This window comes from Pseudomonas sp. X4 (assembly GCF_040784925.1).
Taxonomy (GTDB): domain Bacteria; phylum Pseudomonadota; class Gammaproteobacteria; order Pseudomonadales; family Pseudomonadaceae; genus Aquipseudomonas; species Aquipseudomonas putida_Z.
Genome location: NZ_CP160798.1, coordinates 4,563,484 through 4,577,354, shown reverse-complemented (window position 1 = coordinate 4,577,354; position 13,871 = coordinate 4,563,484). Strand labels below are relative to the sequence as shown.

Below are 13,871 nucleotides of genomic sequence, written 5' to 3'. Positions count from 1 at the left end.
GCCTTCAGCTCACGCTCAGGAGTTGCTTCATGCCCTACCCCATCGAACAGAAACTGGTCATCGGCGTTGCTTCGAGTGCGCTGTTCGACCTCACCGTCTCGGACGACATCTACCAGTCCCAGGGCGTCGAGGCTTACCGCCAGCACCAGCAGCAGAACCTGGACGAACCCTTCCCCAAGGGTGTGGCGTTCCCGTTCATTCGCCGCTTCCTGAGCATCAACCAGGCCTTCCCCGAGCAGTTGCCGGTGGAGGTGGTGCTGCTGTCGCGCAACTCGCCGGAAACCGGCCTGCGGGTGTTTCGCTCGATCAGCCACTACCAGCTGGACATCACCCGCGCGGCGTTCATGTCGGGCCGCTCGCCCTACGAGTACATCCCGGCGTTCAATGCCTCGCTGTTTCTCAGCGCCAACGAGGAAGATGTGCAGAAAGCCATCGACGCCAACTACCCGGCCGGGCGGGTGCTGCCGACACGCATCTACGATGACGAGATCGACACCGAACTGCGGGTGGCCTTCGACTTTGACGGGGTGATTGCCGATGACGAGGCCGAGCGCGTGTACAAGCGCGACGACAACCTGGACGAGTTTCAGGAGCATGAACGCGTGCGCAAGGGCATCCCGCATTCACCGGGGCCGCTGGCGGACCTGTACCGCAAGCTTTCGCTGATTCGCATGCTCGAAGACCGCAAGTTGGCCGAGGACCCGGCGTACAAGCGCATCTTGCGGATTGCCATCGTGACGGCGCGCAATGCCCCTTCGCACGAGCGGGTGGTGACGACGTTGAAAGACTGGGGCGTATCGCCGGACGAGTGCTTCTTTCTGGGCGGGATGGAAAAACCCAGGGTGCTGTCGATTCTGAAGCCGCATGTGTTCTTTGATGACCAGCGCAGCCATTTGCAATCGCCGGCGGGGGATTTGCCGATGGTGCATGTGCCGTTCGGGGTGGCGAATCGTGAGCGCTCGGTGGCGGACTTTGCGCTCGACGTGCCCCACAGGTACAGCGTTGCTCCCGAGGTTGTCGCTGAACCTGTGGGAGCGGCCTTGTGTCGCGAAAGGGCCGCAAAGCGGCCCCAGGATTGATGCGCAACAGTTGAAATTGCTGGGGCTGCTCTGCAGCCCTTTCGCGACACAATGCCGCTCCCACAGGGGTTTGCGCCAACTTTTAGAATGTGAGCAAGACAGCTGCTCCCACTTCGATCGCACCGGTTTGATGTAATGCGCAATACCTGCGCAACGCCAGTGCCATCCTCCGCCCGCTTTACTCAGCTCGCCCAACAGGACTGCCGAATGACGCTGCAGAAATTCCCAGGCCGGAATGCAGGCTCCTTGTCCGCGATCACATCCGCCTTCACGTTGCCAAACGTGGTCTGCGGCTTGTGCCGGATCCCGTCGTAAAACGCCTGGATGATCGCCTCCTTGAACCGCTCCCCACGCGGGTGCGCCTGGACCACGGCGTCCCGTGCTGCAATCCCCAGCCCTTCGTGGTGCAGCCCCAGCACATCAGTCTCTACCCCCGCCGTGACCAGGGCGATCAGCGGGTGCATGTGCTCTGGAATGCCAGGCGTGGTATGCAGCGCGATCGCCGTCCACACACGCTCGACATCGCGCTCGTCCACGCCGTGGCGCTGGAGGAAATCGCGCGCCGCATTGGCACCGTCCACCTCGAAGCCGCAGCAATCGCTGCTGTGCTGATGGGTCAGGCCCATGTCATGGAACATGCAGCCTGCGTACAACAGTTCACTGTCGTAGCGCAGCCCCAGCCGCTGCCCGGCAAGGGCCGCGAAGTAGAACACCCGGCTGGAGTGGTGGAACAGCAAAGGGGAAGCCGTGTCACGGACGAGCTCGGTGATTTCCCGAGCCATGGCGCTGTCGGGCACCTGGATACCGGCGATGGATGAGGACATGGTCGCTCCTGGGTGGGTTGATGACGAGCCCAGTCTGCGGTCGTGAGTCCATGTCCTCAATTGACTTGTAGCGCCATATACTGCCATTGTCGGCGGATTACGGACTTGCGGCGCAACGCCCGGAGCCACCATGCCCTCTGCCCCCATCACGGTCGCCATCCTGGCCATGCCCGGCGTACAACTGCTGGATGCCTGCGGCCCGCTCGATGTGTTCGCCGAAGCCAACCGCCAGGCCGGCCGTGACGCCTATCGCCTACTGTTGCTGGCTTGCGAACCGGGGCCGCTGGTGAGCTCTTCCGGTACGCGCCTGGTCGCCGACGGCTGGATCGGCGAAGACCTGGAAGCCATCGACACCTTGCTGGTCGCCGGCACGCCGCAGGCTGCCGAGCAGTACCTGCGCCCCGGCATTCTCGACTGGCTGCGGCAACGCGCGGGCGCTTGCCGGCGTTACGGCTCGGTGTGCACGGGGGCATTTGCCCTGGCGGCTGCCGGGTTGCTGGATGACCGGCGTGTGACCACCCATTGGGCCGTGGCGCAGCCGCTGGCCGAGCGTTATCCGCGGGTGCAGGTGGATGCCGACGCCATTCAGGTGCATGACGGCAACCTGCGTACCGCTGCGGGGGTAACGGCCGGGCTGGACCTGGCACTGGCCCTGGTGGAAGAAGACCTGGGGCGGGATATTGCCAAGCAGGTTGCCGGGCACCTGGTGATGTACTTCAAACGGCCTGGCGGGCAGCTGCAGTTCAGCCGGCAGGGCGGGACATCACCGGTTGGGCGTTCGGCATTGCAGGGGTTGCAGCGTTACGTGGCCGCCAACCCTGCACTGGACCACGGGGTTGCCAGCCTGGCTGCGCGGGTTGGGCTGAGCCCGAGGCATTTTGCACGGGTGTTTCAGGGTGATGTGGGCATGACCCCGGCCGCGTGGGTGGAGCTGGCGCGGGTGAATGCTGCGCGGGCGCGGCTGGAGGCTGGGCGAGAGGCACCGAAGCAGGTGGCGGCGCTGTGCGGATTTGCCAATGCGGATACGTTGCGGCGGGCGTTCGTGAAGCATGTGGGGGTGACGCCGGCGGAGTATCGCAAGCGGTTTGGGCGGTCGGGGTGAGCTGAACCGAGGTGTGTGCGCTCGCGCCGGGTACGCTTTAGCGTCCCGGCCGAGGCTGTGCGCTCCGTCGCAAGGTCAGCTTAGCGAGGGCCACCGCCCTGATGACCGCCAAAGCCACCGCCCCCACCGTGGCCACCACCATGACCACCGCCACCACCCGGCGGCATGAACATCCAGCAGCCTGACAAGGCCGATACCAGCGCCGCAACCAGGGCTGCGCGGAAAAGGTGTTTCGACTTCATTGGAACGCTCCACAAGGCTAGATCTGCTGCCTGCCATTACCAGGTTCGGCAGCGGGCGGATTCTAGAGTGACAGCGTGATGGCCTGGGGAAACTTTGCATATCTTTACAGTCGGTGCAGTGTGGGAAAGCAAAATGGACTACCAGATTCGCTTGGCGGTACGCACGACACCAGGGCATGCGCTAAAGACGGGTTGCTCAGCTAGTACTTTTGCACAGCACAGCCCGATGCCCGTCATTCTGCAGTTCGATGCAAACCGCCACATTCATCGCCACAAACTCATCCCAGCCATAGTGCTCGGCGAAACGCTCAACGTACTGACGATCTACACGGCAGATATCAGGTCGTTGCTCATAGATACCGCAGCCTTTTCGCAAGGAGTCGTAGTGACTGCAAACACCATCCCCCCGATCCAGAAACCGAGTCTCGTCAGATTTGTCCACACGTTGGCAGCACAAGCCACATTGGTTACAGGGGAACCTCGATAACGCTGAATCGGAGGTAATCATTCAGACCTCATCCGCGCATTGGGACGGCTGTATTGAAATTGAAGAGCCCACGCAAATGCGTGGGCTCTGGTATTGCTAGCGCAGCATTTGAACCAGCAACACTCAAGCGATAGGAGCGTCCAGTCCAGCTTTCTTGCCATTAGCAACCAGCGTGACGTCCTTGATGCGCTTTTCAGTGGACAGCACCAAGTTACCGTCAGTATCCAGAATCGGAGTGTCGATCATGGCCTTGAGCAACTGGGCAAACTTGACCGAGCCGAACACCACTTTTTTGCTTTGATCCGAGTAACCACGGTAGTCGACACCTTGCTGATCGATAACCGTCTTCATTTCATTCACAGCGCGACGCAGTTGCGAGCTGACATTGGAGAAGGTGTTGTTGGCTAGCGTGGTGACTTGTGCAATGGCGCTCAATTTTTCGGTCATCAGCTTGGCTTGGTCGCGGATGGTACGGGCCTGTTCCATGTTACTGCGGGCCTTGTTCAGGGCCTCTTCACCCTTGTTACCTAGAACGTGGCCAAAGATGGCCAATGCCGGACCCGCCACAATGCCACCCAGAACCATCATACCGCCTGCCATGCCGTAGCCGCCTGCGGCCAGCGAACCACCACCCAACCAGGCCAGGGTAGCATTAGTTGCAGCCACCCCCCCTAGCGAAGAAATGGCAGTGCCGGTGCTGGCAGTCGCCAGCAACATGGTGCCGTTGTAGGCACCGAAGGCAAGTGCTGCGCCGCCACTCAGGCCCGCACCCAAGCCCAGACCTGCGTCCTGCAGCGCTTTATAATCCTGGCGTAGCCCAGTCAGCGTCTTGCTGGTGAAGTCGCCTGCGTTGAGCTTGTCCAGTTCCGGGCTCTGCGAGAGTTCAACGTTCTTGATACGCTCATAAGTCGTGATGAAATCGGCAATTACGCCATTGAACGCACGCAGTTTGCGCTGACCGTAGTCTTCCAACGTGCTGTTGGTCTTCTCGCGCTGATCTTCAATTTCCTCGTTGGCGTTGTTGACCATGGTACGAGCGTCTTCGTTGAGATCGCTGGCATTACTGTGGTCGATAGCACCACTGACGCCTTTGACTGCACCGTAGATACCAGCGATGGCGGCGGCGCCGATAAGCAGGGGTAATGGCATGATGCGTTCCTTACTCAAGCACAATTGAGATGGTTTTGTTGACTTCCTTGTTCAGCACTTCTGCGCGTTCCAGGAGGTCATCGAAGATGAAGTCTTCAAGTTTGTGGTGCTGTTGAAACTCTTTGAGTAGTGCCCATTCGATGCTGGAGATACAGCCACCTCGCAGCGACACGAGTATCAGCTCGAACAGCATTACTTTCGGACTGGAAGGTTGATCGCACTTCTTGTTCTTTAGCAATTCCTTGAGCACGGTCTTCGCTGCCTGGGCACGGGACTCAGGGCGATCTGCCTGGGTGATAGGAAACGCCTTGACGGCCTCAAGCAGGCTCGACTGCACATCGGTCCGTCTACCAGGCCAGACGAACGATGACGACTGTTGGTTGATACCTGCCAATTGCTCCATTTCGGCAATCAGTTCGCGCTCATGCTCACCTTCCTGGATTGAAAGGGCATCGAGGTTGGTACCGGCATTCACTTCAGCGGCTGTCTTGCCATCCCACAACAGGGGCTTATCGGAAAGAGCGAGCAGCTTTGCCAGGTCTATCAAATGTTTTTTGTCCGGCGTGGACAGGAGCTTGATCAGCATGAACGGTGTTGTCCTCGTTCCTTGGAAATATTAAGTCGGCAACATGCTTACAGAACCAGCGGGCTGTCGCTGTCCATGAAACTGTCGAACTCATCTTGTGTCTGGAACTGCAGCTTTTTGCCCAGCAACGTGGCGTACTCATTTATCGCCGCTGCAACCTCATCAGTACTGACGCTGCCGGTGGCATTGATCCTGGAAAACAGCTGCTGCGTCTCCCTTCGCAATTGCGGGATTTCACGGCTGGTGAACTCATCCAAGGCGGCCTGCTCAACAGCGATACGATCGCGGGCAGCAGCCTGGATGGCACGGGTGCGCTCCAGCTGAACACGGGAAAGTTCAGCCCCGCGTGCGGCATCCAGGGCTGCCTGGTAGAACAGCGAAGACAGGGTGTAGCCGATCATGCCGCCAACGGCCGCGCCTACGAATGGAATTGGAATAGCGACTTGGCCGACGGCCGCCATCATGCTGCTGGCGAGCATGCCCGAGCCCTTCTCGCCCAGTTCAGCAAGCAACTGCGCTTCGCTGATTTCACCGGTGACGTATCGCTTGACGGAACTGCCGAGCGACAGGCAAACATTCACTGCCATTGCCGGTGCATTTGTATGGGCCAGATTACGAAGAGTCACATTGCCGGACTGCTGCATACCCCCCTTGAGTGCTGCACCGACAAATGCAGTGCCATAGCCAAGAGCACCTGCCTTGGCGGTATCTGTCGCTACCGCACGCGCTGCATCTGTGAGGTCTTGCTTGCCTTGCGCAACCGAGAACACATTCTGCAGCGTCGAGATACTGGCCCCGACAATCGCACCAAGCTTGGCGCCCTCCAGGCCGGCGCGATGACTAGTGCGGCCGATATCCATTACCGTGGCGAGTTCGGGGTTCTCACGATAGAAAATGGCGTCCTCGGTGGTCAGCCCACTGTCTTTGACATTATCCGCCAACTGCTCGTAATTATCCGCATCGCGGCGAAGCTTGGCCGCTACGTCTGGCTTGCCCGCCGCATCGACCTTGGTAGCCTGCTCGCGCAGCGCTGCAGCCTTTTCGCGACAATGAGCTTCTGCTCCTTCAAACTGTTCGGATGGCAGCTCGAGCTTGATTCCACGGTAGCGGGCGAACTTTCCGTTCTCGCTGGCAATGTCCTCGAACAACTGATCGCGGTTACCCACAAACTTCATCTGTGACTGCGTGCCTTCAATAACCTGCCCGTCTATGAGCTGCACACGGTCCACCACATTGTGGTTCTTGCCGTATTGGGGCAGGTCGTCACTGCGCGAAGTACGCACTTTCGAACCATTGATGATTGCCTCGGCATTATCACGGCTGGTGGTAGCTACCTCCGCAGAATAGCCTGCCTGTTGTTTGATGTTCTGCTTGGCGTAGAGCGGGTCGTCATTGACTTTGTGCTTGGCAATATCGGCCAGCCCCTTGGCGAAGCGCTGCCCGGTTTCGTTATCGACGCCCGTGAAGCCTTTGATGTATTCGGCATTGGCACTGCCAAAGCGGCTGACGGTTTCGCTGGTGGAAAGCGCCGTCACGCTCTGGATGATGTCCCGTTGGATCTCTTCATGGTTGCTGTTCGAGTTGGACGGTTTTGACGAATCAGACTTCATTGTTGGTTTCCTGGCAGCCAGAGGGGTGGTTGGCAACGGAAGACAGTTCGGCTGACGGCTGCGCATACAATGCCTGCGCGTCCATAAGCCTTGTTCGGATGGTTTGGACCCAGCTGCGCGGTTCATGCAGGCGAGCGTTCTCTCCCAGACCGAATAGCCACCACTGGGTTTCCTGATCATCAGGTACGCTGGCTCGCACACGGTGCCAGTCTGAGCCTGGCAAGTGCTCCAGGCGCTGGTTTCGTGCAAGTGGTGTTTCGCTCAACAGCCAAGCAATTTGCGGTGCTACGTCGGCCACTAACTCGATGTGCTCGACCGGCCCCGGAGTGTTGAAACCTCCGCCCAGCAAATAGCTGTCGATGTCAAACCCATACGCAGTTTCCGCAGGTGCCTCCAGGCAGGTCACTTGCTGGATGCGATGCAGAGCGAACTGACGCGCATCGGTGTAGCCATCGACAACGGCTATCAGGTAACTGATGGAGTGACGCGCGACAATCCCCAGCGGATGCAGGCGCAACGTCTTAGGCTGGCCTTTACTGCGGCTGAGGTAGAGCACGTCCAACTGGCGCTTATCCAGTAGTGCATCCGCGACCTTGGACCAGATCACCGCATCCACTTCTGCAGGTTGCAGTGCCTTGCCATTAGGCAGCGCACGCACGCTATCACGCCAATGCGCAAGGTTGTTGTGTTGCAGCGCGTTGATTTGACGGCGGGCCAGGTCGAAATGAGGCATCAGCAGCTGCATCACGCTGGGAGGTAGCAGTTTGTCCAGATGGCTTTGGGCAAGCACGAACGCCAATGCAGTGGGCGTGTCCAAGGCCGGGTACTCGAAGTCCGGCGTGTTGCTGGGGAAGCTCCAGCGATAGGGTTTCTGGCTTTCATCGCAAAGCAATGGGAAGTCCAGTGCAAGGCGCCCTGCCAAATCGCGCTGCAACGTGCGTGGATCGAAGTCGAACCGTTCGCGCCGCAGCCGCTCAAACAACTCGGTGGTGGAGATACTCTTCGGCTCACGGGGGATGAGACGCAGTAGGGCCAGATGCCGGAACAGCCTGTCTTTGGGATCTGACATGAAACGTGCTCAATCGACCTTGATGATGATTCGCTGGCGTCATATTGCTGGCGAACTGTCCTTTGATGGCTTTTTAGCACTATCCGCTATCAACTACCAGTAGCAAAAAGCCATATATCAAAATTCTCACGCTGTGGGCTGAGCGCTGCGGCGGCCGCGCTCGCGCTCCAGTTCGCGCTGCAGATCAACGACTGCCTGGGTCTTCTTCATCAACAGCACGCCGACGACCAGTCCGACGGCGAAGCAAGTCAATTCTTTCATTCCGAAATTCCTCGGGGGTTGGATGCAGGCATCCTGGCAGTCCCCTGCGACATTCTGTGTCGCTACTTTGCCGTTACACATGCTGACAGCCATTTGCAATCGCCAGCGGGGGATTTGCCGATTGGTGCATGCGTCGTGCGGGGTGGCAAACGGAGGGCGCGCAACGATGGACTGTCCGGACGATATGCCTGTTGGCAGGCAGCCTGCACAACCGCAAGCGACAGTGAACCTTTGTGGCGGCAGTGGCTCATTTGTGCAAAGCGCGCTTACCACTCCGACAAGGGATTGCCATGAGAGATGCCCCGTCCACCGCCCTTCCCCAGGCTCGCATCGAACGTGAACTGAGCCTGCGGGCGGTGCTTACCGGCGTAGTGCTGGGCATTCTGCTGACACCCTCGAATGTGTACGCGGGCCTTCGGATCGGCTGGTCGTTCAACATGTCGATCATCGCCTTGCTGGTCGGCTTCACCCTGTGGCAGGGCCTGGCGGGGCGCAGCAAGGGCCGGCCCGCATGGACGTTGCACGAAAGCAACATCAACCAGACCGTGGCCTCGGCCGCCGCTTCCATCGTTTCTGGCGGGCTGGTCGCGCCGATCCCCGCCTATACCCTGCTCACCGGTCACCAGCTGGACCCGCTGCCGATGATGGCCTGGGTGTTCTCCGTGAGCTTCCTGGGCATCTGGATCGCCTGGTATCTGCGCCCCGCCCTGCTCGATGACCATGGCCTGAAGTTCCCTGAGGGCATGGCGACCCTGGAGACATTGCAGCAGATCTACCGCCACGGCCACGAAGCCATGATGCGGATAAAGGTGCTGTGCAGCGCCGCGTTGCTGTCGGGGCTGGTGAAGTGGATTGACGGGTTCGTCTGGGCGATCCCGCGCTGGGCACCCTCGCCTGTGCTCGAGCGCCTGACCTTCACGCTTGATCCTTCGCTGATGCTGGTCGGCTTCGGCGGCATCATCGGTATCCGCGTGGGCCTGACGCTGCTGTTCGGCGCCGCGCTGGCCTGGGGCGGGCTGGCACCGTGGCTGATCGACCATGCCCTGGTGGTGCTGGCCCCGAACGCCAGCGGCCCACAGTTCGCTGCCCTGGTGGAATGGCTGTTGTGGCCGGGCGTCAGCCTGATGGTATGCGCGACCCTGACTTCATTGTCGGTCCGCCTGTTGCAAATGCCCCGGCAAAGGCCCACCGCCCCGCTGGCAAGTCGGGCAGCGCACGCCCGTGGGCGGTTTTCCCTGGCGCCTGCGTGCGGGCTGTTATTGTCCATTGCGCTGGTGGTGGCGCTACAGGCGTTGCTGTTCGGCATCGACTGGTGGATGGCGCTGCTGAGTATTCCCTTGGCGATATGCCTTGCGGTGGTCGCCGCGCGCGTGGTCGGTGCCACCGGTATTGCGCCGATCGGCGCCATCGGCAAGCTGTCGCAGCTCAGCTTTGGCCTGGTCGCCCCGGGCCAGGTGGCCATCAACCTGATGAGCGCCAACACTGCCGGCGGCGCGGCCGGGCAAGCCACCGACCTGATGAACGACTTCAAGGTTGGCCAGGCGATCGGCGCCACGCCATACAAGCAACTGATTGCACAGTGCCTGGGCATTCTCATCGGCAGCGTGGCGGGCGTGCTGGTGTACCTGGTGCTGATTCCCGATCCGCAGACCCTGCTGCTTACCGAGCAATGGCCCGCACCGGCCGTGGCGACCTGGAAGGCCGTGGCCCAGACCCTGATGCAGGGGCTGGGGGCGCTGTCGCCGGAGCTGCGCTGGGCGATCGTGGCCGGCAGCGCGGCAGGCGTACTGTTGGGCGCGCTGGACAGCCTGCTGCCGCAATGGGTGGCGCGCTGGCTGCCGAGTACCGGCGCACTGGGGCTGGCGTTCATACTGCCAGCATCGATCAGCATGATGATGGGGCTCGGCGCGGTGGTTACCTGGCTGGTCGGTTGCCGTTGGCCGAGCGTTACCGAGCGGTTTGCGATCACGGCCGCAGCGGGGCTGATTGCCGGGGAAAGCATTACCGGGGTGGCGGCATCGTTCCGGGAGATGGTGCGGATGCTGTAGCGGTTGGCATGGCTCGGCCATGCTGCTTGCGTGCCATTTACAACGTTCTAACGCGCCCTTGAATGCGATGGGCTGCTGCCGGCCAGCCCATCGCGTGTTCACGCTTGACCCATACCCTCCCCCCGCCACATGCTCGATCGCTCCACCCACGCTCAAGGAACGATTGCATGAAGCTGGAAACCCTCGCCATCCACGCAGGCTTCAGCCCCGACCCGACTACCCGGGCAGTGGCTGTACCGATCTACCAGACCACTTCCTTCGCCTTCGACGACACCCAGCACGGCGCCGACCTTTTCGACCTGAAGGTGGCCGGCAACATCTACTCGCGCATCATGAACCCCACCAACGACGTGCTCGAGCAGCGCATGGCCGCCCTGGAGGGCGGGGTTGGCGCGCTGGCGGTGGCCTCGGGCATGGCGGCCATCACCTACGCCATCCAGACCGTCGCCGAGGCCGGCGACAACATTGTCTCGGTGGCCAAGCTGTACGGCGGCACCTACAACCTGCTGGCCCACACCCTGCCACGCATGGGCATCCATACCCGCTTCGCCGCCCATGACGACATCGACGCCCTCGAAGCATTGATCGATTCGCGTACCAAGGCGGTGTTCTGCGAGTCCATCGGCAACCCTGCCGGCAATATCGTCGACATCGCCGCGCTGGCCGAGGCCGCCCACCGCCATGGTGTGCCGCTGATCGTCGACAACACCGTGGCCACCCCGGTGCTGTGCCGGCCGTTCGAGCACGGTGCCGATATCGTCGTGCACTCGCTGACCAAGTACATCGGCGGCCACGGCACCAGCATCGGCGGCATCGTCATCGACTCCGGCAAGTTCCCCTGGGCCGACAACAAGGAACGCTTCGCCCTGCTCAACACCCCCGACCCGTCCTATCACGGCGTCACCTACACCGAAGCCTTCGGCCCCGCCGCCTTCATCGGCCGCTGCCGCGTGGTGCCGTTGCGCAACACAGGCGCAGCGCTGTCGCCGTTCAATGCCTTCCTGATCCTGCAAGGCCTGGAAACCTTGGCCCTGCGCATGGAGCGCCACACCGAGAACGCGCTGAAGGTCGCCCGCTACCTGCAAGCCCACGAGCAGGTGGCGTGGGTGAAATATGCAGGGCTGCCCGACCACCCCGAGCATGAACTGGCCCGGCGCTATACCGGCGGCAAACCGGCGTCGATCCTGTCGTTCGGCATCAAGGGCGGCCAGGCGGCCGGCGCGCGCTTCATCGATGCGCTGCAGCTGGTGGTGCGCCTGGTGAACATCGGCGACGCCAAGTCGCTGGCCTGCCACCCCGCCTCCACCACCCACCGCCAGCTCAACGACGAGGAACTGGAGAAGGCCGGCGTGCCACGGGACATGGTGCGCCTGTCGATCGGCATCGAGCACAGCGACGACATCATCGCCGACCTGGCCCAGGCGCTGGAGGCCAGCCGCGGTTGATTCATCTGCGCCCTACCCAATGCCTACGGCGGGCGCACCTTTCGCACATATGGATAGCCCTGCGATGACCCTGTTCTACCTCAAGCTGATCGTCACCCCCCTCCTGATGTGGGCCATCTCCCTCGCCTCGCGTCGCTGGGGCGGCCTGCTCGGCGGGTTGCTGTCCGGCCTGCCGATCACCTCGGCACTGGTAATGACCTTCCTGTGCCTGGAACAGGGCACGGCCTTTGCCTTGGGGGCGGTGCCCGGCGCGCTGGGCGGCCTGGCGGCGGTGCAGGCCACTTACACTTTCTACCTGTTCGCTACACGCAGGCTCGGCATCGGCCCAGCCGTATTGCTGGCGATGCTGTTCTATGGTGTAGCGGCCTATGCGTTTACCCACGGGGGCAACCTGTACCTGTCGATTGCCGTGGCGCTGGTGCTGATTGGCGTGTTGATACGCGCCAGCGGCCACGAGCCCAGGCCGGATTCCCTGGCCCGGCCCCGGCAGCGGTTTTGGGAGATCCCTCTGCGCATGGTGTCTGCCACTTCGTTGCTGATGGTCATCACAAGCCTGGCCAACTGGCTGGGCCCGGCGGCCAGCGGCATGCTGGCGCCGATCCCGGTGATTGCCTGGCCGCTGGTGGTGTTCGCCCATGTGCAGAATGGCCGTGCCGGAATGGCGGCGATGGTGCGGGGCAATGCGATCGGGGCGATGGGGGTGATTGCGTTTTATCTGGTATTGGCAGGGCTGCTCGATGCCTGGGGTGTCGCAATTGCCATCAGCCTGGCCATGCTTTGTGCCGTGATCCTGACCGTGGGGCTGGCGGCTGCGTTGCGACGGGGGTGATACGCCGGCGCGCATGCCAGGGCTGTGTCCATTGGGGCTGCTGCGCAGCCCATCGCAGGCAAGCCAGCTCCTACAGGATCACTACAGTCTTCAAGGCAGATGCAGTACCTGTGGGAGCTGGCGTGCCCGCGAACACCGGCGTAGCCGGTGCCATGCACCGCGTTGGATTCTTCGCGGGCATGCCCGCTCCTACAGGATCACCACAGCCTTCAAGGCAGCCGCAGTACCTGTGGAAGCTGGCGTGCCCGCGAACACCGGCGTAGCCGGTGCCATGCACCGCGTTGGATTCTTCGCGGGCATGCCCGCTCCCACAGGATCACCACAGCCTTCAAGGCAGCCGCAGTACCTGTGGGAGCGGGTTCACGCGCGAACACCGGCGCAGCCGGTGCCAGCCACCGCGCCGGATTCTTCGCGGGCACGCCCACCGGATCACCACAGCCTTCAAGGCAGCCACAGTACCTGTGGGAGCGGGCATGCCCGCGAACACCGGCGCAGCCGGTGCCATACACCGTGTCGGATTCTTCGCGGGTAAACCCGCTCCCACAGGGCCCTGCCCTATCAATGGTCATTCCCTGCGCTGATCCAGGTCCACCGCAGGCTGCTCCACGCTCTGCCTGCCGTCATCAGCCAAGCTGTCTTCCTCCTGCCAATCACCACCCTCTTCTTCGTTCATGAGCGGGTCGTCGTCAGGGTCGGGTATGGTCGGGCGGTCGGGGTCAACGGCCGGGTCGGGTGAAGTGGGCATGTCCTGGTTCGTGCCGCCTTGGGCATTCGGATCGGGGCTCATCGCTGCATACCTCACAAGAAAAGGTGTGAACCGCATTCGTTCCGGGCAACTCCGTCAGCGAGGCTGCGGGTGCTCGGCAGAAACCGAATTGTTGGCCTGCACGTCCTCCATCTCCTCCTCGATCGGGCCTTCGTCATCCGAAGGTAGCGGGACCTCTCCGTCACCGCTGCCGGGCTGGGATTCGGTTTGCTCGAGGCCGGGGTCTTTCTGATCGTTTGCCATGGAAGTTCTCCTGGGTTTGCGCGTTGATCGCGCATACAGATCGGACGGAAAACGGCCAGCAGCAGTGCCTTGGGTTCGACAGGTGGCGCAAAAGGCCGGGGTACCGATCATGGCCCCATATAGAGCTAAAC

Annotated in this window: 15 protein-coding genes; 5 read left to right on the top strand and 10 right to left on the bottom strand. The window is 61.8% G+C overall.

What is annotated here, in order from left to right:
• The first annotated feature begins 29 nt into the window (after positions 1–29).
• Positions 30–1,079: a 5'-nucleotidase gene (locus tag ABX298_RS20495; protein WP_075044781.1), complete on the top strand. Its 1,050-nt coding sequence runs from the start codon at positions 30–32 to the stop codon at positions 1,077–1,079.
• A gap of 182 nt (positions 1,080–1,261) precedes the next feature.
• On the opposite strand, the gene ABX298_RS20490 is transcribed toward ABX298_RS20495, so the two are convergent.
• On the bottom strand, positions 1,262–1,903 hold the full coding sequence (locus ABX298_RS20490; protein ID WP_367393557.1) for an HD domain-containing protein: 642 nt from the start codon (positions 1,901–1,903) through the stop codon (positions 1,262–1,264).
• Between the two features lie 130 nt (positions 1,904–2,033).
• Here ABX298_RS20490 and ABX298_RS20485 point away from each other — a divergent pair, with 130 nt between their 5' ends.
• Entirely contained in the window at positions 2,034–3,005 is a 972-nt protein-coding gene (locus ABX298_RS20485; RefSeq protein WP_075044779.1) for a GlxA family transcriptional regulator, read from the top strand.
• A gap of 80 nt (positions 3,006–3,085) precedes the next feature.
• Here ABX298_RS20485 and ABX298_RS20480 read toward each other — a convergent pair whose 3' ends face one another.
• The 7 genes from ABX298_RS20480 to ABX298_RS20450 form a co-directional block, all read right to left on the bottom strand.
• On the bottom strand, positions 3,086–3,247 hold the full coding sequence (locus tag ABX298_RS20480) for a hypothetical protein (protein WP_024086757.1): 162 nt from the start codon (positions 3,245–3,247) through the stop codon (positions 3,086–3,088).
• Positions 3,248–3,443: 196 nt separating this feature from the next.
• Positions 3,444–3,755: a YkgJ family cysteine cluster protein gene (locus ABX298_RS20475; RefSeq protein ID WP_367393556.1), complete on the bottom strand. Its 312-nt coding sequence runs from the start codon at positions 3,753–3,755 to the stop codon at positions 3,444–3,446.
• A gap of 102 nt (positions 3,756–3,857) precedes the next feature.
• Complete coding sequence (locus tag ABX298_RS20470; protein ID WP_367393555.1) at positions 3,858–4,883, bottom strand: hypothetical protein; 1,026 nt, start codon at positions 4,881–4,883, stop codon at positions 3,858–3,860.
• Between the two features lie 10 nt (positions 4,884–4,893).
• Positions 4,894–5,469, bottom strand: coding sequence for a hypothetical protein (locus ABX298_RS20465; RefSeq protein ID WP_317410548.1), 576 nt, complete (start codon positions 5,467–5,469; stop codon positions 4,894–4,896).
• A gap of 47 nt (positions 5,470–5,516) precedes the next feature.
• A complete protein-coding gene (locus tag ABX298_RS20460; RefSeq protein WP_367393554.1) occupies positions 5,517–7,079 on the bottom strand; it encodes a hypothetical protein in 1,563 nt (520 codons plus the stop codon).
• A complete protein-coding gene (locus ABX298_RS20455) occupies positions 7,069–8,148 on the bottom strand; it encodes a WYL domain-containing protein (RefSeq protein ID WP_317410551.1) in 1,080 nt (359 codons plus the stop codon). Before ABX298_RS20455 ends, ABX298_RS20460 begins: the two co-directional genes overlap by 11 nt.
• 126 nt (positions 8,149–8,274) lie before the next feature.
• A complete protein-coding gene (locus tag ABX298_RS20450; RefSeq protein ID WP_256575294.1) occupies positions 8,275–8,409 on the bottom strand; it encodes a hypothetical protein in 135 nt (44 codons plus the stop codon).
• Between the two features lie 290 nt (positions 8,410–8,699).
• Between ABX298_RS20450 and ABX298_RS20445 the strand changes: the two genes are divergently transcribed.
• The 3 genes from ABX298_RS20445 to ABX298_RS20435 all read left to right on the top strand — a co-directional run bounded on the left by ABX298_RS20445 (position 8,700) and on the right by ABX298_RS20435 (position 12,731).
• Entirely contained in the window at positions 8,700–10,457 is a 1,758-nt protein-coding gene (locus ABX298_RS20445) for an OPT family oligopeptide transporter (protein WP_317410554.1), read from the top strand.
• Positions 10,458–10,624: 167 nt separating this feature from the next.
• Positions 10,625–11,902, top strand: coding sequence for a bifunctional O-acetylhomoserine aminocarboxypropyltransferase/cysteine synthase (locus ABX298_RS20440; protein WP_085706182.1), 1,278 nt, complete (start codon positions 10,625–10,627; stop codon positions 11,900–11,902).
• A gap of 64 nt (positions 11,903–11,966) precedes the next feature.
• On the top strand, positions 11,967–12,731 hold the full coding sequence (locus tag ABX298_RS20435) for a hypothetical protein (RefSeq protein ID WP_367393553.1): 765 nt from the start codon (positions 11,967–11,969) through the stop codon (positions 12,729–12,731).
• Positions 12,732–13,296: 565 nt separating this feature from the next.
• Here the strand turns inward: ABX298_RS20435 and ABX298_RS20430 are convergent.
• Together ABX298_RS20430 and ABX298_RS20425 are read right to left on the bottom strand one after the other, a co-directional pair.
• Positions 13,297–13,476, bottom strand: a complete 180-nt coding sequence (locus ABX298_RS20430; protein ID WP_170978830.1) for a hypothetical protein — start codon at positions 13,474–13,476, stop codon at positions 13,297–13,299.
• 96 nt (positions 13,477–13,572) lie between these two features.
• Positions 13,573–13,740, bottom strand: coding sequence for a hypothetical protein (locus ABX298_RS20425; protein ID WP_178080719.1), 168 nt, complete (start codon positions 13,738–13,740; stop codon positions 13,573–13,575).
• Between the last annotated feature and the right edge of the window lie 131 nt (positions 13,741–13,871).